The following is a 20,497-nucleotide window of genomic DNA, read 5'->3' as shown; positions in this document are numbered from 1 at the left end:
CAGGTGTCTGCAAGGACACCAGCAGATTTCACCAAACCGGCCGCCACAAGGCATACTTGCCGCCTTCTCATTCGCGAACCGTCAACGCCTCATGCGCATCCATGTCAGCTTCATCGACCGCGTCGGTATCACCCAGGAAGTGCTGGCGATTCTGGGTGGACGCAATCTGAATCTGGACGCGGTGGAGATGGTACCGCCCAACGTGTACATCGATGCGCCGACGCTCAGCCATCAAATGCTCGAAGAGCTCAAGGACGCGCTGTTTCGGGTCCGTGGTGTGGAAGCGATCACCGTGGTCGACATCCTTCCGGGTCAGCGTCGCCACTTGCAGCTGGACGCGTTGCTCGCCGCCATGACCGATCCGGTGCTGGCTCTGGACAGCGCCGGGCACGTGCTGCTGGCCAACCCGGCACTCATTGCACTGATCGGCAGGGAGCCGGCGGGCGAATCGATCGGTGAGCTGTTCAGCGACCCCAGTCTGCACGTCGCGTTGCTGGAAAACGGCTTTCGCCTGCCGCTGCGCGAGATCACCCTCAATGGTGAAGCACTGCTGCTGGATGCCACGCCGATCACCGAGGCCGGTGCGCTGATTACCCTGTACCTGCCCAGCCGAATCGGCGAACGCCTGTCGGCATTGCACCATGATCACGCCGAAGGTTTCGACGCTCTGCTCGGCGACTCGGCCGCCATCCGCACTCTCAAGGCACGCGCGCAACGGGTGGCGGCGCTGGACGCACCGCTGCTGATTCAGGGCGAAACCGGCACCGGCAAAGAGTTGGTCGCCCGGGCCTGTCACGCCAGCAGCGCACGCCACGGCGAACCGTTTCTGGCCCTCAACTGCGCGGCGTTGCCGGAGAACCTCGCCGAAAGCGAACTGTTCGGCTACGCCCCGGGAGCGTTTACCGGGGCACAGCGTGGCGGCAAACCGGGATTGATGGAGCTGGCCAACCAGGGCAGCGTATTTCTCGATGAAATCGGCGAAATGTCACCCTATCTGCAGGCCAAACTGCTGCGTTTTCTCAACGATGGCAGCTTCCGGCGCGTCGGTGGCGATCGCGAAGTACGGGTCAATGTGCGCATTCTCAGCGCCACCCACCGCGATCTGGAAAAGATGGTCAGCGAAGGCACCTTCCGTGAAGACCTGTTCTACCGCCTTAATGTCCTCAATCTTGAGGTTCCACCGTTGCGCGAGCGCGGTCAGGACATTCTGCTGCTGGCCCGATACTTCATGGAGCAGGCATGCGCACAGATTCAGCGCCCGGTCTGCAGACTTGCACCCGGCACCTACCCTGCACTGCTCGGCAACCGCTGGCCAGGCAATGTGCGGCAATTACAGAATGTGATTTTTCGCGCAGCTGCCATCTGCGAACACACTCAAGTGGATATAGGCGACCTGGATATCGCCGGCACCGCAGTGGCGCGCCAGAACGACAGCCCGATCGACAGCCTCGAAAATGCCGTCGAAGCCTTCGAGCGGAATCTGCTGGAAAAGCTTTACGCGGATTACCCTTCCACCCGCCAACTGGCCAATCGCCTGCATACTTCGCACACCGCCATCGCTCATCGCCTGCGAAAATATGGAATTCCTGGCAAGCGTTAGTCGATTGAAGTCGCTCATCGAAAATATATTCCGAAAGGATTCATTTAATAACTAGTTTGCCGATAACGATCTGGTATCGTCCATGAACCTCTTATCATCCATTTGAATGGATGTCCGTAGTGTGATTACGGCCGTAATGGCAAAAAGGTCAGGTAGTACCGGGAAGTCATATGCCAACCTCGCCAGTGGACCGCCCGCTTGTCGACGCTCAGTCTCGCGCTGAAAAAATCGTCGAATCTCGCCGTCAGAAAATCCTTCTCAAGACCGGCGCGCTGCAGGACGCAATTTTCAACAGCGCCTACTTCTCCAGCATCGCAACCGATGAGCACGGCGTTATCCAGATATTCAATGTCGGCGCCGAACGGATGCTCGGCTATCACTCCGAAGACGTGGTCGACAAGATCACACCTGCGGACATCTCCGACCCCGCCGAGCTCATCATCCGCGCGGCGGCCCTCAGCCATGAACTCAACACGCCCATCACGCCGGGTTTCGAAGCCCTGGTATTCAAGGCTTCGCGCGGCATCGAAGACATCTACGAACTGACCTACATCCGCAAGGATGGCAGCCGCCTGTCGGCCATGGTCTCGGTCACGTCACTGCGCGACAGCGCCGAAACCATCATCGGTTATCTGCTGATCGGCACCGACAACACCGCGCGCAAGCAGGAGGAAGAAGCTCAGGCCTTGCTCGATCAGCGCTTGCGGGACCAACAGTTCTATACCCGTTCGCTGATCGAATCGAACATCGATGCGCTGATGATGACCGACCCGCAAGGCATCATTTCCGACGTCAACAAGCAGATGATGGCGCTGACCGGGCGCACCCGCGACGAATTGATCGGCGCGCCCTGCAAGAACTTCTTCACCGACCCGGCGAGTGCCGATGCCGCCATCAAGCGCGTGCTCAGCGAGCACAAGGTCAGTGACTACGAACTCACCGTGCGCGCCTACGACGGCACTGAAACCGTGGTGTCCTACAACGCCGCGACCTTTCATGACCGTGACCGCAAGCTCAAGGGTGTCTTCGCCGCGGCCCGCGACGTGACCGAGCGCAAGCGTTTCGAGCGAACGCTGGAAGAAAAGAATATCGAGCTGGAACACGCCAGCCACATGAAGTCCGAGTTTCTTGCCACCATGTCGCACGAGCTGCGCACCCCGCTCAACGCCGTGATCGGTTTCTCCGAGGCACTCAGGGACGGCATGGTCGGCGACATGACCGATGCCCAGCGACGCTACATAGGCGATATCTTCAACAGCGGCCAGCACCTGCTGTCGCTGATCAATGACATCCTCGACCTGTCCAAGGTCGAGGCCGGCATGATGACGCTGGAGCTCGAGTCGGTCGATCTGGACGAACTGCTGAGCAACAGCCTGCTGATCGTGCGTGAGCAAGCCGCCCTGCAACACATTCAGCTGAAACTGGAAACAGAGGCCGAATTCGGTGAGCTTGAGCTCGATCGACGCAAGACCAAGCAGATCGTCTACAACCTGCTGGCCAACGCCGTGAAATTCAGCGAGCCCGGTGGCTGGGTGACGCTGGCGGTGCGATTGGTGCCGGCTTCCCAGGCGGGTCTTATCGATGGCGACTGGCCGACCTACGGGTTTGCGCTTGCGTCCGGTGACTGTGAGCAGTTTCTGGAACTGAGTGTCAGCGACACCGGAATCGGCATCGCCCAAAGCGACATGAACAAGCTGTTCAAGGCGTTCAGCCAGATCGACAGCGGCCTGGCACGCAAATTCGAGGGCACCGGACTGGGTCTTGCGATGGTCAAGCAACTGACCGAACTTCACGGCGGCTGCGTCGCGGTCGCCAGCGTGAAGGACCTCGGCGCACGCTTCGTGGTCTGGCTGCCCATCCGCTCACCTGAATCAGCGGAGGCGCGATGGCCCAGATCCTGATCATTGAAGACAATGCGGCGAACATGCGTCTGGCAGAGCTATTGCTGACCAGCGCCGGGCACACTGTGCTGTCGGCCGTCGATGCCGAAACCGGCCTGAAACTGGCTCGCGAGCGTCAGCCCGACCTGATCCTGATGGACATCCATCTGCCGGAAATGGACGGCCTGACCGCCACAGCGCTGTTGAAGAAAGACGCCGGCACCGCCGCGATCCCGGTGGTCGCACTGACCGCGATGGCCATGAAGGAAGACAAGGAGAAGATCCGCCTGGCGGGCTGCAACGCTTATGTCATCAAGCCGTTGCGCTACAAGGAGCTGTACCGGGTCATCGACACCCTGCTGGAAAAAAATCTGCCTCAACAGCCCATTACCTGAGCATTCGATATGACCCAGAGCGCCGCGACCATCCTGATTATCGATGACGACGTCCATGTCCGGGACCTGCTGGAGGTTCTCTTGCAGAACCAGGGTTACCGGACACTGACGGCGGAATCAGGCGAGCTGGCGCTGGCCATGATCAAACGACAGGCACCCGACCTGATTCTGCTGGACATCATGATGCCGGGCATGGACGGCTATGAAGTCGCCAGCCAGCTCAAGGCCGAAAAGGGCACCGCCAATATACCGATCATCATGCTCTCGGCACTCGACGACCAGAGTTCCCGTCTTTCAGGGCTGGAAGCGGGGGCCGAGGAATACCTCAACAAGCCTGTGGACAGCGCCGAACTGTGGCTGCGCGTGCGTAACCTGCTGCGTCTCAAGGCGTTCGGCGACTACCTGAAGAGCCACAGCCTGATCCTCGAAGATCAGTTGCAGCAGCGCACCATCGATCTCGAGCGTTTTCGCACGGTAATGGACGCCTCCGAAGACGCGATCTTCCTGATCAACCGCAACACCATGAGCCTGATCGAATTCAACCGCCGGGCCTGCCAGTTGCTGGGCTACACCGCCGAGGAGCTGTCGCACAAGACACCTGCGGAACTGGGCGAGACGTCCATGGAGCAGCTTGAGGTCGTGTATGACCAGATCATCGCCGGCAAAGGCCCCAGCGAACCGCTGGAAACCCAGATTCGCGACAAGAGCGGCCGGGATGTCGAGGTCGAAATCCATCGCCAGGCCTACCGAACCGGCGAGGACTGGGTCATCGTCGGCATCGTGCGCGACATCACCCGGCGCAAGGAAAGCGACCAGCGCCTGCTGACCATGGCCCACTACGACACGCTGACCGGCCTGCCCAACCGGGATCTGTTTTTTACCAGCCTGCAAATGGGCATGACCCAGGCGGCCATCAGTCGCTGGAAGCTGGCGGCATTGACGGTCAATATCGACGGTTTCAAGAACATCAACGAAACCTGGGGGCATGTGCTGGGCGATGAGGTGCTGCTGGAAGTCAGCCGCCGACTGTCGAACTGCCTGAATGCCAGCGACACCCTCGGCCGCGTGGACGGCGATCAGTTCGCCCTGATTCTGATGCTTCGTCCCGGCCAGGCGGATACCCGGCAAACGCTCGAACGCATCCGCAACGCATTGCGAGCGCCCTTCCGCATAGAAGGCCAGAGCCTGGTCATGACCGCCAGCATCGGCATTGCCCTGTACCCGGAGGATGGCGAAGACTCGCGCGAGCTGATCAGACATGCCTACACCGCCATGAACAGCGCTCGAAAGATCGGCCCGGACAACTACCGGTTCTATACGCCGCAGATGAACGCCGACGTTTCGGCCCGTCTGGACCTTGAGGCCGCGCTGCGCGAAGCGGTGCGCAACCAGGCCTTCGAAATCGTCTACCAACCCAAGCTGGACCTGAACAACGACCGTATCTGCGGACTTGAGGCGCTGTTGCGCTGGCCACGCCCTGGTCATCCAGGCGTTTCGCCTGCCGTATTTGTCCCCGTACTGGAAAGCCTCGGCCTGATCGGTGAAGTCGGCAACTGGGTGGTCGACAGCGTCTGCGCCCAGATTGCGCGCTGGCAACGCTCCGGATTGGGCTCGTTTCAGGTCGCGGTCAACATCTCCGGGCAACAGATTTCCAGCAGCAGCCTGGTTGCCGACATCCGTCAGGCCCTCGAAAAACACAATGTTGCGCCGCAGTGGCTTGAGGTCGAGCTGACAGAAAGTTCGTTGATGGAAAATACCGCACACACCATCGCCACCCTGGGAGCACTGCGAGCCAACCGCGTGAGTATTTCCATCGACGACTTCGGCACCGGCTATTCAAGCCTGGCGTACCTGCGCCGCTTTCCTATCGACAAGCTGAAAATCGACATCGCATTCATTCGCGAGGTGACCAGCAACCCACAGGACGCGGCCATCGCCAGAGCCATCATCGAGCTGGCTCACAGCCTCGACCTGCAGGTGATCGCCGAAGGGGTTGAAACCCCAGAGCAACTGGCGTTCCTGCGCGAAAACCATTGCGATCAAATTCAGGGCTATCTGATCAGCAAGCCATTACCGCTTGAAGAGCTCGAGACGTTTTTGTGCTCACCGGCAAGCCGCGTCGGGTAACTGCCGACGCGCTAGCGACGGGTTCCGGGTGATAGCCATTGGTAGCCGGGTGCAATCATGCCGGCCCGATCGTAACGAAAACGCTCCACCGTAACGATTTCGCTCCAAAACAGCTCACTCCCCATGCATCAAGGCCTTGATCAGTCAGGTATTTTCAAATACCTGACGACTGTAGCGTTTTCGCTACACCCGATATCGTCAAGCGCATCCAAAAAACATACAAGCCATTGATTTAAAAAGAAAAATGAAACATGGCCGCTAAATTGCTAGGTCATGGCTCATATTGTTCGCGTCCTGCGCGAGCCCTGTTCTCCGAGGAGTTTGTATGAGCGATTTGCGATTCACCGTTGACCATGAATGGCTGCGTGCCGAAACCGACGGCAGCGTGACGGTCGGCATTACGCCCTACGCACAGGAATCGCTGGGCGATGTGGTCTTCGTGCAGCTCCCGGAATTACAGGCCTACACTCAACACGCTGAAGTGTCGGTGGTGGAATCGGTGAAGGCCGCCAGCAGCATCAACATGCCGCTGGACGGTGAAGTCGTCGAGGTCAATTCCGCCCTCGATGCCACGCCGGAGCTGGTCAATGAAGATGCCCTCGGTGCGGGCTGGTTCTTTCGCTTCGTTCCACAAGACGCCAACGCCATTCACGGCCTGCTGGATCAGGACGCCTACGACCGCCTGATCAAAGCCAACGCCGAAGCCTGAGGAGCACGCCATGACTGACCGTATCGAACTGACCACTGCCAACGAATTCATTGCCCGTCACATTGGCCCGCGCGCGGCTGACGAGCTGGCCATGCTGCAAACACTGGGTTTCGATTCCATCGAAGCGCTGAGCGAAAGCGTTATCCCGGAAAGCATCAAGGGCACCAGCGTTCTGAACCTGCCTGCCGGGCAGAGCGAAGCCGATGCGCTGGCGTCGATCAAGGCCATCGCCAGCAAGAATCAGCTGTTCAAGACCTACATCGGCCAGGGTTACTACAACACCCACACGCCAGCACCGATTCTGCGCAACCTGTTGGAAAACCCGGCCTGGTACACCGCTTACACGCCTTACCAGCCAGAGATTTCCCAGGGCCGCCTGGAGTCATTGCTCAATTTCCAGACACTGATCAGCGACCTCACCGGCCTGCCGATTGCCAACGCCTCTCTGCTCGACGAAGCCACCGCCGCCGCCGAGGCAATGACCTTTTGCAAACGCTTGAGCAAAAACAAGGCCAGCCAACAGTTTTTCGCGTCCAGCCACTGCCACCCGCAGACCCTGGATGTATTGCGTACCCGCGCCGAGCCGTTGGGCATTACCGTGGTCGTGGCCGATGAGCACGAGCTGGGCGATGTCGGCGATTACTTCGGCGCACTGCTGCAATATCCGGCCAGCAATGGCGACGTGTTCGATTACCGCGAACTGGTCGAACGCTTCCACGCGGCCAACGCACTGGTCGCCGTGGCTGCCGACCTGCTGGCCCTCACCCTGCTGACCCCGCCAGGCGAATTCGGCGCTGACGTGGCGATTGGTAGCGCGCAACGCTTCGGTGTGCCACTGGGCTTCGGTGGCCCGCATGCGGCCTACTTCTCGACCCGCGATGCGTTCAAACGTGACATGCCGGGCCGTCTGGTCGGCGTGTCGGTGGACCGTCACGGCAAGCAGGCCTTGCGCCTGGCCATGCAGACCCGCGAACAGCATATTCGTCGCGAAAAGGCCACCAGCAACATCTGCACCGCGCAGGTGCTGCTGGCCAACATCGCCAGCATGTACGCCGTCTACCATGGTCCACGCGGACTGACACAGATCGCCAATCGTGTTCACCAGCTGACCGCGATTCTTGCCGAAGGCTTGAGCGCGCTGGGCCTGAAGGCCGAGCAGGCATTTTTCTTCGACAGCCTGACCCTGCACACCGGCGACAGAACCGCTGCACTGCATGCCGCCGCACGCGCCAGGCACATCAATCTGCGCGAAATCGATGACCAGCGTCTGGGTCTGTCACTGGACGAGACCACCTCGCAGTCGGCCGTCGAAACGCTGTGGGCAATCTTTGCCAGCGACGGCCAGAGCCTGCCGGACTTCGCCGCGCTGGCAGACAGCGTGCAGTCACGCCTGCCGGCCGGGCTGTTGCGTCAGTCAGCGATCCTCAGCCACCCGGTGTTCAACCGCTATCACTCGGAAACCGAGCTGATGCGCTACCTGCGCAAGCTGGCCGACAAGGACCTGGCGCTGGATCGCACCATGATTCCGCTGGGCTCGTGCACCATGAAGCTCAACGCCGCCAGCGAAATGATCCCGGTGACCTGGGCCGAATTCGGCAACCTGCACCCGTTTGCTCCGGCCGAGCAAAGCGCCGGCTACCAGCAACTGACCGATGAGCTGGAGGCCATGCTCTGTGCCGCAACCGGTTACGACGCGATCTCGCTGCAACCGAACGCCGGCTCGCAGGGCGAATACGCCGGGCTGCTGGCGATCCGCGCCTATCACCAGAGCCGTGGCGACGAACATCGCGACATCTGCCTGATCCCTTCCTCGGCGCACGGTACCAACCCGGCGACTGCCAACATGGCCGGTATGCGCGTCGTGGTGACCGCCTGTGATGCACGTGGCAACGTCGACATCGAAGACCTGCGCGCCAAGGCCGTTCAGCATCGCGACCAGCTTGCGGCGATCATGATCACCTACCCGTCGACCCACGGCGTGTTCGAAGAAGGCATTCGCGAAATCTGCGGCATCGTTCATGACAACGGTGGCCAGGTCTATATCGATGGCGCAAACATGAACGCCATGGTTGGCCTGTGCGCACCGGGCAAGTTCGGCGGCGACGTGTCGCACCTCAACCTGCACAAGACTTTCTGCATCCCCCACGGCGGTGGCGGCCCGGGCGTTGGCCCGATCGGCGTGAAATCCCATCTCGCCCCGTTCATGCCCGGTCATGCCCGCATGGAGCGCAAGGAAGGCGCGGTCTGCGCGGCACCGTTCGGCAGCGCCAGCATTCTGCCCATTACCTGGATGTACATCCGCATGATGGGCGGTGAAGGCCTCAAGCGCGCTTCGCAACTGGCGATTCTCAACGCCAACTACATCTCGCGCCGTCTGGAGGAGCATTACCCGGTGCTCTACACCGGCAGCAACGGCCTGGTCGCGCACGAGTGCATTCTCGACCTGCGCCCGATCAAGGACAGCAGCGGCATCAGCGTCGACGACGTGGCCAAGCGCCTGATCGACTTCGGCTTCCATGCCCCGACCATGTCGTTCCCGGTCGCCGGAACACTGATGATCGAGCCGACCGAGAGTGAATCCCGAGAAGAACTGGACCGCTTCTGCGATGCCATGATCAAGATCCGCGAAGAAATCCGCGCAGTTGAAAACGGCACCCTGGACAAGGATGACAACCCGCTGAAAAACGCGCCGCACACCGCTGCCGAAATCGTCGGCCAGTGGAGCCATCCTTACAGCCGCGAACAGGCGGTGTACCCGGTCGATTCACTGATCGAGAACAAGTACTGGCCTCCGGTCGGTCGTGTCGACAACGTCTTCGGCGACCGCAACCTGGTCTGCGCCTGCCCGTCCATCGAGAACTATCAGGAAGCGTGACAGCCGCTGCCTGGCACTGCCTGATTGCGCTGCACGCACAGGCAGTGCCACCGGTATGACCCGCTCAACAAGGAATCGAACATGTCCACAGAATCACTGCTGACCACTCCCCTGCACGCCCTGCACCGCGAACTCGGCGCGAAGATGGTGCCCTTCGCCGGTTACGACATGCCTGTTCAATACCCGGCGGGCGTAATGAAAGAGCACCTGCACACCCGCGCTCAGGCCGGTCTGTTCGATGTCTCGCACATGGGCCAGATTCGCCTCACCGGTGCAGACGCCGCCAAGGCGCTGGAAGCCCTGGTGCCGGTAGACATCATTGACCTGCCGGTCGGCATGCAGCGTTACGCGATGTTCACCGACGAGAACGGCGGCATTCTCGATGACCTGATGGTTGCCAATCTCGGTAACGACCAGTTGATGCTGGTGGTCAATGCGGCCTGCAAGGATCAGGACCTGGCGCACTTGTGCAGGCACCTGGCCGGGCATTGCAAAATCGAACCACTGTTTGAAGAACGCGCCCTGCTCGCGCTGCAAGGGCCTGCCGCTGTAACCGTACTGGCACGCCTCGCCCCGGAAGTCGCCAAAATGACCTTCATGCAGTTCAACAGCGTCACGCTGCTGGGCGTCAAATGCTATGTCAGTCGCTCGGGCTATACCTGCGAAGACGGCTATGAAATTTCGGTGCCTGCCGAACAGGCTGAAGCCCTGGCACGTCGCTTGCTGGATGAGCCGGAAGTGGCCCCGATCGGTCTGGGTGCACGTGATTCGCTGCGGCTGGAAGCCGGTCTGTGCCTGTACGGCCATGACATGGACACGCAGACCTCGCCGATCGAGGCCAGTCTGCTATGGGCGATTTCCAAAGTGCGTCGCGCCGACGGTGCGCGTGCAGGCGGCTTCCCGGGAGCCGAGCGCATCTTTGCCCAGCAACAGAGCGGTGTCAGCAAGAAGCGAGTCGGCCTGCTTCCGCAGGAGCGCACGCCCGTGCGCGAAGGTACCGAGATCGTCGATGAACAGGGCGCGGTCATCGGCACGGTATGCAGCGGCGGCTTTGGCCCTTCGCTGGCTGGCCCACTGGCCATGGGTTATCTGCATAACGATTACACGGCGCTGAATACACCGGTGTGGGCAATGGTGCGCGGCAAGAAAGTCCCCATGCTCGTTGCAAAAATGCCTTTCGTTGCGCAACGTTACTTCCGCGGTTAAATAGCGGCGTCAAAAAAACAGCAACACTTCGGTGTTGCTGGGGCACTGTTCCCCTGCAGTGTTTCGTGAGTATTTCAGCCGCGTGAACAGCCTGTCATATATGCAAAAAATGCACCTATAAAGTGCAAAATGTTATGACGGATCAAACACCGTGCACACCATGCAAACACTGCAGGTATAAGGCCAAAGCCCCGAAAACAGGGAGCCAGGCAAGGGGATTGTATTTGCAACGAGAGTTGGCGTAGAGTTTCCGGACTGTGTTTGCATGGGTCGCCGAATCTGGACCTGGGCAGTAGCTCTAGGTTTGCTACAACCCGTTCTACGTTTCTTACTTCCTGCAACCAGCCCCAGTGCTCTTTCATGCGAAAGAGGCTGTAACCAATTCAAGTCAAGCGTCAAGGAAATAAGAAAATGGCTGAACGTCAGAGCGGTACCGTCAAGTGGTTCAACGACGAAAAAGGTTTTGGTTTTATCACTCCTGAGAGCGGGCCGGATCTGTTCGTACACTTCCGCGCTATTCAGGGTAACGGCTTCAAGAGCCTGAAAGAAGGCCAGAAAGTTACCTTCGTTGCAGTTCAGGGCCAGAAAGGCATGCAGGCTGACGAAGTTCAAGCCGAAGGCTGAGAACGACGCACCACGCATTTACAAGAAAGCCTCTGGCAGCGATGCCAGAGGCTTTTTTGCATGCGGGATTAGCAAGCGCCCATGAAAAAGCCGACCCGGGGGTCGGCTTTTTCAGTCCGGCTGATGCATTACCCGGCCCGGCGTAACAGAAGTACTCCGGCCAGCGCACAGGCGGCAGCTGGCAGCAGCACCGCCAGCAACGGCGGGAAACCGAACAGCAGGCTCGATGGACCGAGCAGGTCCTGAATGATGCGGAAGGTAAAGCCCACCACTACACCCGTAAATACGCGCTGCCCCAGGGTAACCGAGCGCAGCGGGCCGAAGATGAACGAGATCGCCATCAACACCAGCGCGACGGTCACCGCCGGTTGCAGGACCTTGGTCCAGAACGCCAGCCAGTAGCGGCCATTGCTCAAACCCTGATCAGCCAGGTAATGCGCGTAGCTCCAGAGGCCGCTGATGGACAGCGACTCGGGCGGCATGATTACCGTGCTCAGCAGTTGCGGGCTCAACGCCACGTCCCAACGCTCGACCGGGGTGTTGATGACCTCGGTGCGGCCGTCATTGAAGTGCGTGGTGGTGACGTCCTTCAATTCCCAGTAATCGGTCTTGAAGTTGGCTTCTTTGGCAAAGCTGGAGGTCTGCATGTGGCGCTGGTCATCGAAACGATAACGTGTCACACCGAGCATCAGGCCATTGGGCTGTACCGTGTTGATATGGATGAACTCGTCACCCTGGCGGTGCCACAGACCATGGCGGGCGCTCTGCGCATCACCTGAGCCCTGGGCCAGCGAGCGCGCGGCCTGAGCCTGGTTCTCGGCATAGGGAGCCACGTACTCGCCGACCAGCACGCCTGCGATCATCAGCACCAGCATGGGCTTCATGACCGCCCAGACGATGCGCCCGATGGACACGCCCGCCGCACGCATGATGGTCAGCTCACTGCTGCTGGCCAGCGTACCCAGACCGATCAGGCAACCGATCAGGGCGGCCATCGGCAAGGTGTCGTAGACGCGACGTGGCGCCGTCAGCATGACGTAGCTGAGCGCATCCGCCAGTGTGTAGGTGTCGCTGATATCGCCCATCTCGTCGATGAACGCGAACAGCGAGACCAGCCCCAGAATGATGCCCAGAACCGCGAGAATCGCCAGCAGGACGCTTTTGCCAATGTATCGATCAAGCTTGACCACGAGTCACCTCCGTGACGCTGCGACGACTCGCCATCTTCAGGCGCAGAGGCTCCCAATAGAACAACAGCAGTCCGATGGACAGGTAGATGGCATGCACCCACCACATCCCCAGGCTGAGCGGCAGCTTGCCTTTCTCCAGCGAACTGCGCACCGAAATCAGAATGGCCAGGTAAGACATATACAGAAGGATCGCCGGCAGCAGTTTCAGGTAACGGCCTTGACGCGGATTGACCCGTGACAGCGGGATGGCCATCAAGGTCACGATGAACACCGACAGCGGCAGCGAAATACGCCACTGCAGCTCGGCCACGGAACGCGGTGCCGGGTTGCCGATCAGCTCGCTGGTCGGAATGGCTTCACGGTCGGTGATTTCCTCACTGATTTCCGGCTTGGGCAGCATCGCCCCGTAGGTGTCGTACTTGATCACGCGGTAGTCGGCAGCCCCCGGATTGCCGTCATAGCGATAGCCGTTCTCGAGGATCAGGAAGCGACTGCCATTGGGCCGTACCTCCTGGTGGCCCTTCTCCGCGACCAGCACGGTGATGCCGTTGTCCTTGCTCTTGTCGCTGGACATGCGCTTTTCCGAGATGAACACGCCGGCCAGTTGCGAGCGGTCTTCCGACAGCTCCTTGGTGTAGGTGATACGCGTACCGTCACGCAGCGCCTGAAAACGGCCCGGCACCAGCGTGTCGAACTCGGTCATGGCGTCCTGCTGATTGATCAGCAACGAAAATTGCGTCGCACCCTGCGGAGCCAGGCTGAAGCTCAGCCAGGCGACCAGCAGACCCACCAGCGTGGCCGGCCCCATGGTGATAGCCAGCAGGCGCTGCTGACTCATGCCGGTTGCGGCCAGCACGGTCATCTCGCTTTCCAGATACAGGCGTCCGTACGCCATGAGGATGCCGAGGAACAGGCCCAGCGGCAGGATGACCTGCAGAAAGCCCGGCAGGCGGAAGCCCATGATCAGGAACAGTACGCCAGGATCGAGCGCACCGGACGCGGCCTGCGCCAGGTACTTGATGAAGCGCCCGCTCATGATGAACACCAGCAGTACGGCGCTGACCGCACTCAAGGTAAGCAGCACTTCTCGGGACAGATAACGGAAGACAATCAAACCAGACACTCCAGAGTTGTCAGGCTCAGGCAGCCAAACAGGGAAAATTTGTGAGCCACGGCAACCAGAGCTTCACGCCGACAAAAAGCGTGGGCCTCAAAAAATATGCGGCATTATCCTGTGATTGTGTGTTTCTGTCACTGCGCACCGGGGATAGTTCGCACATAGACGCCAGACAGGCAGCTCTGCGGGGTTGTCAGCAGTCGTGCAGCGGGGTCAAACTGCAAGGCTTAGCGCAGGCATCGCCCCTGAAAACACTCGGGCCATGCTGCGTACGACATTCATATTGCGACTCTCATCGTCTATTCGGGGACCCCACATGGAATTGGTTGTTAAAAGCGTAAGCCCAGAAACCTTGAAAACCGCAACGCTGGTGGTCACCGTCGGTGAAAGCCGTGTACTGGCCGGTGCTGCCAGAACTGTGGATATTCTCAGCGGCGGAGCCGTTTCGCTGATCCTCAAGCGCGGCGATCTGGCCGGCAAGGTCGGCCAGAGCCTGCTGTTGCACAATCTGCCCAACATCAAGGCCGAGCGCGTTCTGCTGGTCGGCACCGGCAAGGAAGACGAGCTGTCGGACCGTCAGTTGAAAAAGATCGTCGGCGCAGCGCTCACCTGCCTCAAGGGCCTGGGCGGCACCGATGCAGCGATTGCGCTCGATGACCTGTCGGTGAAAAACCGCGACACCTATGGCATGGCTCGCCTGCTGGTCGAAGCCCTGGCCGACGGCGAATACGTCTTCGACCGCTTCAAGACCCAGAAAGCCGAAGTTCGTGCCCTGAAGAAAATCACCCTGTTGACCGACAAGGTCAAGGCGGCCGACGTCGAACGCGCTTCGACTCACGCTCAGGCAATCGCCACTGGCATGGCGCTGACCCGCGACCTGGGTAATCTGCCGCCGAACATCTGCCACCCGACCTACCTGGGCGAAGAAGCCAAGGCACTGGGCAAGGCACACAAGAACCTGAAAGTGGAAGTCCACGACGAGAAGAAACTGGCCGATCTGGGCATGGGTTCGTTCCTCGCGGTAGCACAGGGCAGCGCCCAGCCGCCGCGCCTCATCGTCATGAACTACCAGGGTGGCAAAAAAGGCGACCAGCCGTTCGTGCTGGTCGGTAAAGGCATCACCTTCGATACCGGCGGTATCAGCATCAAGCCTGCTTCGGGCATGGACGAGATGAAGTTCGACATGTGCGGCGCAGCCAGCGTGTTCGGCACCCTGCGTGCGGTGCTCGAATTGAAGCTGCCGATCAATCTGGTGTGCATTCTGGCCTGTGCCGAAAACATGCCGAGCGGCACTGCGACACGTCCGGGCGACATCGTCACGACCATGAGCGGCCAGACCGTCGAAATCCTCAACACCGACGCCGAAGGCCGTCTGGTGCTGTGCGATGCACTGACCTACGCCGAGCGTTTCAAGCCGCAGGCGGTGATCGATATCGCAACCCTGACCGGCGCCTGCGTCGTTGCACTGGGTGGCCATACCTCCGGCCTGCTGGGCAATAACGACGCGCTGATTAATCAGTTGCTCGACGCGGGCAGACAGGCCGATGACCGTGCCTGGCAGCTGCCGTTGTTCGATGAGTACCAGGAGCAGCTCGACAGCCCGTTCGCCGACATTGCCAACATCGGTGGCCCGAAAGGCGGCACCATCACCGCGGCCTGCTTCCTGTCGCGCTTCACCAAGGCCTACCACTGGGCTCACCTGGACATCGCCGGCACTGCATGGCTGAGCGGCGGCAAGGAAAAAGGCGCCACCGGGCGTCCGGTTCCGCTGCTGACCCAATACCTGCTCGACCGCGCCGGCGTATAAGAAAGAGACCCTGGCGTATCGGCTGCACAGTCGATACGCCTCCGGTTCTGGAACCCACATGACTCAAGTCGACTTCTACATCCTGCCCAGCGCCGATCCTGCGGCCCGCCTGGATTTTGCCTGCAAGCTGACGGAAAAGGCCTGGCGCCTGGGTCACAAGGTCTATCTGCATTGCAGCGATGCTGCGCAGCGTGAGGACCTCGATGCCCGGCTCTGGCGTTTCAGAGGCGAAGTGTTCCTGCCCCATGGCGACGCCGAGAGCGATCACGATGCGGCCGTGGTACTGGGTCTGGGCGACGACTCGGGCGAACACAGCGACCTGCTGGTCAATCTCGACCTGAGCATTCCGGCCTTCTTCAAACGTTTCGCCCGCGTGGCCGAAGTCGTTGTCGAAGACCCGGCCATACGTCTTGCCGCACGCGAGAGTTTCCGTTCCTACCGCGAACAGGGCTATCCTCCGCAAGATCACCGACTGCAGCGCCTTTGAGGACACGATGGATACTTCAAAAAAAGCTGAATCCGCGCACTTGCTGAACGACCTCGAGTCGATCCGCCAACTGCTCGGCGATGACCCCGCACATTCCCCCCAGTCGAACGACACAGCTCGTCCCGAAGGTCAGATTCCCCTGTTGTTCGATGTTGTCGGCGCTCGCCCCGACGCGGCGTATCAACAGGACTTCGACGAAGACGACATCCCGACGCTGACACCTGATGCGCACACAGCACCCGCCCCGCAGGCGCAGCAGGCAGCCCAGCCGCAAGCGCTGCCCAACCCTGATGCGTTGCTGCACCTGGACAACGAGTTGCGCGCAGCCGCGCGATTGATCATGCAGGACGTCATCGACGACTTCGCCCCGCATATCGAAAACGAAATCAAACGTCGGCTGGAGGCAAGGCTGGAGCGGTTATTGGCGCAGCAGCAGAAGTGAGCGTGTGATCAGGAGTCTGGAATACACGCACATAGAGACGCTGTCAGGGAGTATTCAATAGGGAGCGGATATCTGCTACGCGCCGCTCCATTTTCCCCTTGAGACCAATTTGGGTGTACCAGGCTCCCATGAGCGTCGTGCGTCTAGCCACATCTCTATTAATATTTAGCAGCATTTCGAGAGACCCTTCGTGCTCCTTGCGCTTACTAACCAATGCTTTCTTGAAATCGTCGTAACTGGTATTGGGTTTACCCGTGAATTTATCAGAGAATGATTGCTCGGCATGCTTGGCCTCCTTGATTCGATCACTCATTTTTTGGCTGGCGTTCGCCACGACCTCATCAAATCGTGTTTTGAAGTCTTCACTCTTGAATACACTGGGCAAAACACCCGTTTCGCTTTTTATAGCGCTGCGAAGGTTCGACAGTACGCCTGGGTCACTGGCGTCTACAAAACGCTTATTTAACTGCAAGGCTATCAGCCCGGCTCCTCTCTCATTCAATGTATTAGACGCTCCACTCACTGCGGCCATATCCTTGAAAGACAAGTGCCTGAATATTCTGCCAAGCGCCAGGTCCGGTAACTTGTCGAGAAAGAGTATGTGGACCCCGACGTGCCCACCCGGATCACTCCGATTAACCGGATCCCCCTGACAGTAGGCATACGCATTCAGGCCTCCCCGTCCAAATGGACTCAGCGAGTCTGGTCGGTTGAAACGCATCAGCACCGGGTTGAACGCGCGGTAGCCGTTACCCAGCAGGTAATGCCCGGTCACAGGGTCCGCGCGCTCGCCGTTGAAGCCGGAAAACGGTCTTCACCGAGAAACACACGACGGCGCATTGCACCCTGTATCTCGACCGTCAAACGTTTCTTTTGATAGAACCGCGACACTGCTTCCTGTGCATCGGGATCGACAACCGCAACCCGGTCCAGCGCGTCATAGCGATATCGACACAGCACGCGTCTGCCTTCAGGCGTATCGTCCATGGCAGCATCCGCCCTGCAAGTAAAGTCTGAATACCGATCATGCCGTCTGGAAGACACGCCGCCTACTGACAGAACTACCAGCTTGCAGCTTGAAGCTTGAAGCTCACAGCTGCTGCTGTGGCTTGTCGCTGGCCGTCAGGTCTATACTTACCGGTTTCCGAATCAATGCCACAGGTTCCCGCCGCGCATGGACAAGACTTACCAGCCGCACGCCATCGAAACTTCCTGGTACCAGACCTGGGAGTCCGAGAACTACTTCGCTCCGCAAGGCGTGGGTGACTCGTACACCATCATGATTCCGCCGCCGAACGTCACCGGCAGCCTGCACATGGGCCACGGTTTCAATAACGCGATCATGGATGCACTGATCCGTTTCCGTCGCATGCAGGGCCGCAATACGCTGTGGCAACCGGGCACCGACCATGCGGGTATCGCCACGCAGATGCTGGTCGAGCGTCGTCTCGAAGCACAAGGCGTAAGCCGTCATGAACTTGGCCGCGAGAAGTTTCTGGACAAGATCTGGGAATGGAAAGCCGAGTCCGGCGGCAACATCAGCCGCCAGATCCGCCGCCTGGGCTCGTCCGTCGACTGGAGCCGCGAGCGCTTCACCATGGACGACGGCCTGTCCGAAGCGGTGAAGGAAGCTTTCGTGCGTCTGCATGAAGACGGCCTGATCTACCGTGGCAAGCGCCTGGTCAACTGGGACACCAAGCTGCACACCGCCATTTCCGACCTCGAAGTGGAGAACCACGACGAGAAAGGTCATCTGTGGAACCTGCGTTATCCACTGGCTGACGGCGCAAAGACCGCCGAAGGTCTGGATTACCTGATCGTGGCCACCACGCGCCCGGAAACCATGCTCGGTGATGCCGCCGTTGCGGTGAACCCGCAGGACGAGCGCTACAAGGCGCTGATCGGCAAGTTCGTCGAATTGCCTCTGGTAGGCCGCCGCATCCCGATCATCGCGGATGATTACTGCGATCCCGAGTTCGGCACCGGCTGCGTGAAAATCACCCCGGCCCACGATTTCAACGACTATGAAGTCGGCAAGCGCCACAACCTGCCGCTGCTGAACATTTTCGACAAGAATGCCAACGTATTGCCCGCCGCTCAGGTGTTCAACCTTGATGGCACATTGAACGAAAGCGTCGACGGCAGGCTGCCTGCAGCCTATGCCGGGCTGGATCGCTTCGAAGCGCGCAAACAGATCGTTGCCGCGTTCGACGCCGCCGGGTTGCTGGTCAGCGTTGATGATCACGCGCTGAAAGTGCCGAAAGGCGACCGCTCCGGCACCATCATCGAGCCATGGCTGACCGATCAGTGGTACGTCTCCACCAAGCCGCTGGCCGAACCTGCGATTGCCGCTGTCGAAGACGGCCGCATCGCGTTCGTGCCCAAGCAATACGAAAACATGTACTTCTCGTGGATGCGCGACATCCAGGACTGGTGCATCAGCCGTCAGCTCTGGTGGGGCCACCGCATTCCGGCGTGGTACGACGAGTCCGGCAAGGTCTACGTCGGCCGCGACGAAGCCGAAGTCCGTGCCAAGAACAACCTTGGGCCGGAAGTCGCGCTGCAGCAGGACAACGACGTACTCGACACCTGGTTCAGCTCGGGCCTGTGGACCTTCTCCACGCTCGGCTGGCCGGAAAAGACCAAGGCACTGGAAACTTTCCACTCCACCGACGTGCTGGTCACCGGCTTCGATATCATTTTCTTCTGGGTCGCCCGGATGATCATGCTCACCATGCACTTGGTGAAGAACGAGGACGGCACGCCGCAAGTCCCGTTCAAGACTGTCTATGTGCATGGTCTGGTGCGCGATGGCCAGGGCCAGAAGATGTCCAAGTCCAAGGGCAACGTGCTTGACCCGCTGGACATCGTCGACGGTATCGACCTCGAAACGCTGGTAGAGAAACGCACCAGTGGCCTGATGCAGCCGCAACTGGCGAAAAAGATCGAGAAGCAGACCCGCCAGGAATTCGCCGACGGCATCGCCAGCTATGGCACCGATGCCCTGCGCTTTACCTTCTGCTCGCTGGCGTCCACCGGTCGCGACATCAAGTTCGACATGGGCCGCGTCGAAGGCTACCGCAACTTCTGCAACAAGATCTGGAACGCGGCGCGCTACGTACTGGACAAGGGCGAAGACTGCGGCCAGAACGGCGAAGCGGTCGAACTGTCGCTGGCTGATCGCTGGATCATCTCGCAGTTGCAGCGCACCGAAGCCGAAGTGACCCGCCAGCTGGATCAGTTCCGCTTCGACCTCGCCGCCCAGGCGTTGTACGAGTTCATCTGGAACCAGTATTGCGACTGGTATCTGGAACTGTCCAAGCCGGTACTGTGGGACGAGACAGCGCCGGTCGAGCGTCAGCGCGGCACACGCCGAACACTGGTTCGCGTTCTGGAAGTGGCGTTGCGTCTTGCGCACCCGTTCATGCCGTTCATCACCGAAGAAATCTGGCAGCGCCTCGCGCCGCTGGCCGGTGCGCAAGGCAAGACCATCATGCTGCAACCCTGGCCGGTGGCCAATGAAGCACGCATCGATCAGGCGGCCGAAGACGACATCGAATGGCTCAAGGGCCTGATGCTCGCCGTGCGTAACATCCGTGGCGAGATGAACATCGGTCCGGGCAAGCCGCTGCAACTGTTCCTCAAGAACGTCAGCGCCGAAGATCAGCGTCGTTTGAGCGAAAACGATTACCTGCTCAAGAAGCTCGCCAAGCTCGAATCCATGACCGTACTGACCGAAGGCGCAGAAGCACCGCTGTCCGCCACCGCCCTGGTCGGTGACATGGAAGTGCTGGTGCCGATGGCCGGGTTGATCGACAAAGGGGCCGAGCTGGCGCGCCTGGACAAGGAAATCCAGCGCCTGCAAGGCGAAGTGCAACGCGTCGGCGGCAAGCTGTCCAACGCCGCCTTCGTCGACAAGGCACCGCCTGAAGTCATCGCCAAGGAACGCGCCAAGCTGACCGAAGCCGAACAGGCGCTGGGCAAGCTGGCCGAGCAACACGCACGCATCGCCAGCCTGTAAGGTGGCCAGAAAAGCCA

14 protein-coding genes and 1 pseudogene are annotated in these 20,497 nt (G+C 60.1%); 12 read left to right on the top strand and 3 right to left on the bottom strand.

The window, feature by feature from the left end; genetic code table 11:
* Nucleotides 1-91: 91 nt before the first annotated feature.
* From gcsR to AC54XV_RS06080, 8 genes are all read left to right on the top strand, one after another.
* Nucleotides 92-1,600 (top strand): transcriptional regulator GcsR, encoded by a 1,509-nt coding sequence (gene gcsR / locus AC54XV_RS06115; RefSeq protein ID WP_004406678.1) that lies wholly within the window; start codon nt 92-94, stop codon nt 1,598-1,600.
* A 170-nt stretch (nt 1,601-1,770) separates the two neighbouring features.
* Entirely contained in the window at nt 1,771-3,501 is a 1,731-nt protein-coding gene (locus AC54XV_RS06110; RefSeq protein ID WP_011266825.1) for a PAS domain-containing sensor histidine kinase, read from the top strand.
* Nucleotides 3,486-3,875, top strand: coding sequence for a response regulator (locus AC54XV_RS06105; protein ID WP_004406684.1), 390 nt, complete (start codon nt 3,486-3,488; stop codon nt 3,873-3,875). The genes AC54XV_RS06110 and AC54XV_RS06105 overlap by 16 nt, the downstream gene beginning before the upstream one ends.
* Nucleotides 3,876-3,884: 9 nt before the next feature.
* Nucleotides 3,885-6,002 (top strand): putative bifunctional diguanylate cyclase/phosphodiesterase, encoded by a 2,118-nt coding sequence (locus AC54XV_RS06100; RefSeq protein WP_004406686.1) that lies wholly within the window; start codon nt 3,885-3,887, stop codon nt 6,000-6,002.
* Between the two features lie 325 nt (nt 6,003-6,327).
* Complete coding sequence (gene gcvH / locus AC54XV_RS06095; RefSeq protein WP_044309187.1) at nt 6,328-6,711, top strand: glycine cleavage system protein GcvH; 384 nt, start codon at nt 6,328-6,330, stop codon at nt 6,709-6,711.
* 10 nt (nt 6,712-6,721) lie between these two features.
* A complete protein-coding gene (gene gcvP, locus AC54XV_RS06090) occupies nt 6,722-9,586 on the top strand; it encodes an aminomethyl-transferring glycine dehydrogenase (RefSeq protein ID WP_032656281.1) in 2,865 nt (954 codons plus the stop codon).
* 81 nt (nt 9,587-9,667) lie between these two features.
* Nucleotides 9,668-10,792: a glycine cleavage system aminomethyltransferase GcvT gene (gene gcvT / locus AC54XV_RS06085; protein WP_496718136.1), complete on the top strand. Its 1,125-nt coding sequence runs from the start codon at nt 9,668-9,670 to the stop codon at nt 10,790-10,792.
* A 411-nt stretch (nt 10,793-11,203) separates the two neighbouring features.
* Nucleotides 11,204-11,416, top strand: a complete 213-nt coding sequence (locus tag AC54XV_RS06080; protein WP_003365337.1) for a cold-shock protein — start codon at nt 11,204-11,206, stop codon at nt 11,414-11,416.
* A 128-nt stretch (nt 11,417-11,544) separates the two neighbouring features.
* Here the strand turns inward: AC54XV_RS06080 and lptG are convergent, their stop codons facing one another.
* Together lptG and lptF are read right to left on the bottom strand one after the other, a co-directional pair.
* Nucleotides 11,545-12,606, bottom strand: coding sequence for an LPS export ABC transporter permease LptG (gene lptG / locus AC54XV_RS06075; RefSeq protein ID WP_004406700.1), 1,062 nt, complete (start codon nt 12,604-12,606; stop codon nt 11,545-11,547).
* Nucleotides 12,593-13,720: an LPS export ABC transporter permease LptF gene (lptF, locus tag AC54XV_RS06070; RefSeq protein WP_003316899.1), complete on the bottom strand. Its 1,128-nt coding sequence runs from the start codon at nt 13,718-13,720 to the stop codon at nt 12,593-12,595. The genes lptG and lptF overlap by 14 nt, the downstream gene beginning before the upstream one ends.
* A gap of 319 nt (nt 13,721-14,039) precedes the next feature.
* Between lptF and AC54XV_RS06065 the strand changes: the two genes are divergently transcribed.
* Genes AC54XV_RS06065 through AC54XV_RS06055 form a run of 3 tightly spaced genes read left to right on the top strand, consistent with a single transcriptional unit; the run spans nt 14,040 to nt 16,459 of the window.
* Nucleotides 14,040-15,530, top strand: coding sequence for a leucyl aminopeptidase (locus AC54XV_RS06065; protein WP_032656277.1), 1,491 nt, complete (start codon nt 14,040-14,042; stop codon nt 15,528-15,530).
* A 58-nt stretch (nt 15,531-15,588) separates the two neighbouring features.
* Nucleotides 15,589-16,017: a DNA polymerase III subunit chi gene (locus AC54XV_RS06060; protein ID WP_002552284.1), complete on the top strand. Its 429-nt coding sequence runs from the start codon at nt 15,589-15,591 to the stop codon at nt 16,015-16,017.
* A 7-nt stretch (nt 16,018-16,024) separates the two neighbouring features.
* Nucleotides 16,025-16,459 carry a hypothetical protein gene (locus tag AC54XV_RS06055; protein ID WP_024660495.1) on the top strand — a complete coding sequence of 145 codons (435 nt, stop codon included), beginning with the start codon at nt 16,025-16,027 and terminating at the stop codon, nt 16,457-16,459.
* 43 nt (nt 16,460-16,502) lie between these two features.
* On the opposite strand, the pseudogene AC54XV_RS06050 reads toward AC54XV_RS06055, so the two are convergent.
* A pseudogene (locus tag AC54XV_RS06050) lies at nt 16,503-17,446 on the bottom strand (RHS repeat-associated core domain-containing protein).
* Nucleotides 17,447-17,633: 187 nt separating this feature from the next.
* Here AC54XV_RS06050 and AC54XV_RS06045 point away from each other — a divergent pair.
* Nucleotides 17,634-20,480, top strand: a complete 2,847-nt coding sequence (locus AC54XV_RS06045; RefSeq protein ID WP_496718133.1) for a valine--tRNA ligase — start codon at nt 17,634-17,636, stop codon at nt 20,478-20,480.
* The last annotated feature ends 17 nt before the right edge of the window (nt 20,481-20,497 follow it).

Source organism: Pseudomonas fragariae (ex Marin et al. 2024) (genome assembly GCF_059621105.1).
Note: the sequence above shows the minus strand (reverse complement) of the source record. Positions and strands in the feature narration are given on the sequence as shown.

Bases quoted from the DNA above. Each gene is read 5' to 3' on its own strand.
- gcsR (WP_004406678.1), top strand. From the start codon at position 92: ATGCGCATCCATGTCAGCTTCATCGACCGCGTCGGTATCACCCAGGAA.
- AC54XV_RS06110 (WP_011266825.1), top strand. From the start codon at position 1,771: ATGCCAACCTCGCCAGTGGACCGCCCGCTTGTCGACGCTCAGTCTCGC.
- AC54XV_RS06105 (WP_004406684.1), top strand. From the start codon at position 3,486: ATGGCCCAGATCCTGATCATTGAAGACAATGCGGCGAACATGCGTCTG.
- AC54XV_RS06100 (WP_004406686.1), top strand. From the start codon at position 3,885: ATGACCCAGAGCGCCGCGACCATCCTGATTATCGATGACGACGTCCAT.
- gcvH (WP_044309187.1), top strand. From the start codon at position 6,328: ATGAGCGATTTGCGATTCACCGTTGACCATGAATGGCTGCGTGCCGAA.
- gcvP (WP_032656281.1), top strand. From the start codon at position 6,722: ATGACTGACCGTATCGAACTGACCACTGCCAACGAATTCATTGCCCGT.
- gcvT (WP_496718136.1), top strand. From the start codon at position 9,668: ATGTCCACAGAATCACTGCTGACCACTCCCCTGCACGCCCTGCACCGC.
- AC54XV_RS06080 (WP_003365337.1), top strand. From the start codon at position 11,204: ATGGCTGAACGTCAGAGCGGTACCGTCAAGTGGTTCAACGACGAAAAA.
- AC54XV_RS06065 (WP_032656277.1), top strand. From the start codon at position 14,040: ATGGAATTGGTTGTTAAAAGCGTAAGCCCAGAAACCTTGAAAACCGCA.
- AC54XV_RS06060 (WP_002552284.1), top strand. From the start codon at position 15,589: ATGACTCAAGTCGACTTCTACATCCTGCCCAGCGCCGATCCTGCGGCC.
- AC54XV_RS06055 (WP_024660495.1), top strand. From the start codon at position 16,025: ATGGATACTTCAAAAAAAGCTGAATCCGCGCACTTGCTGAACGACCTC.
- AC54XV_RS06045 (WP_496718133.1), top strand. From the start codon at position 17,634: ATGGACAAGACTTACCAGCCGCACGCCATCGAAACTTCCTGGTACCAG.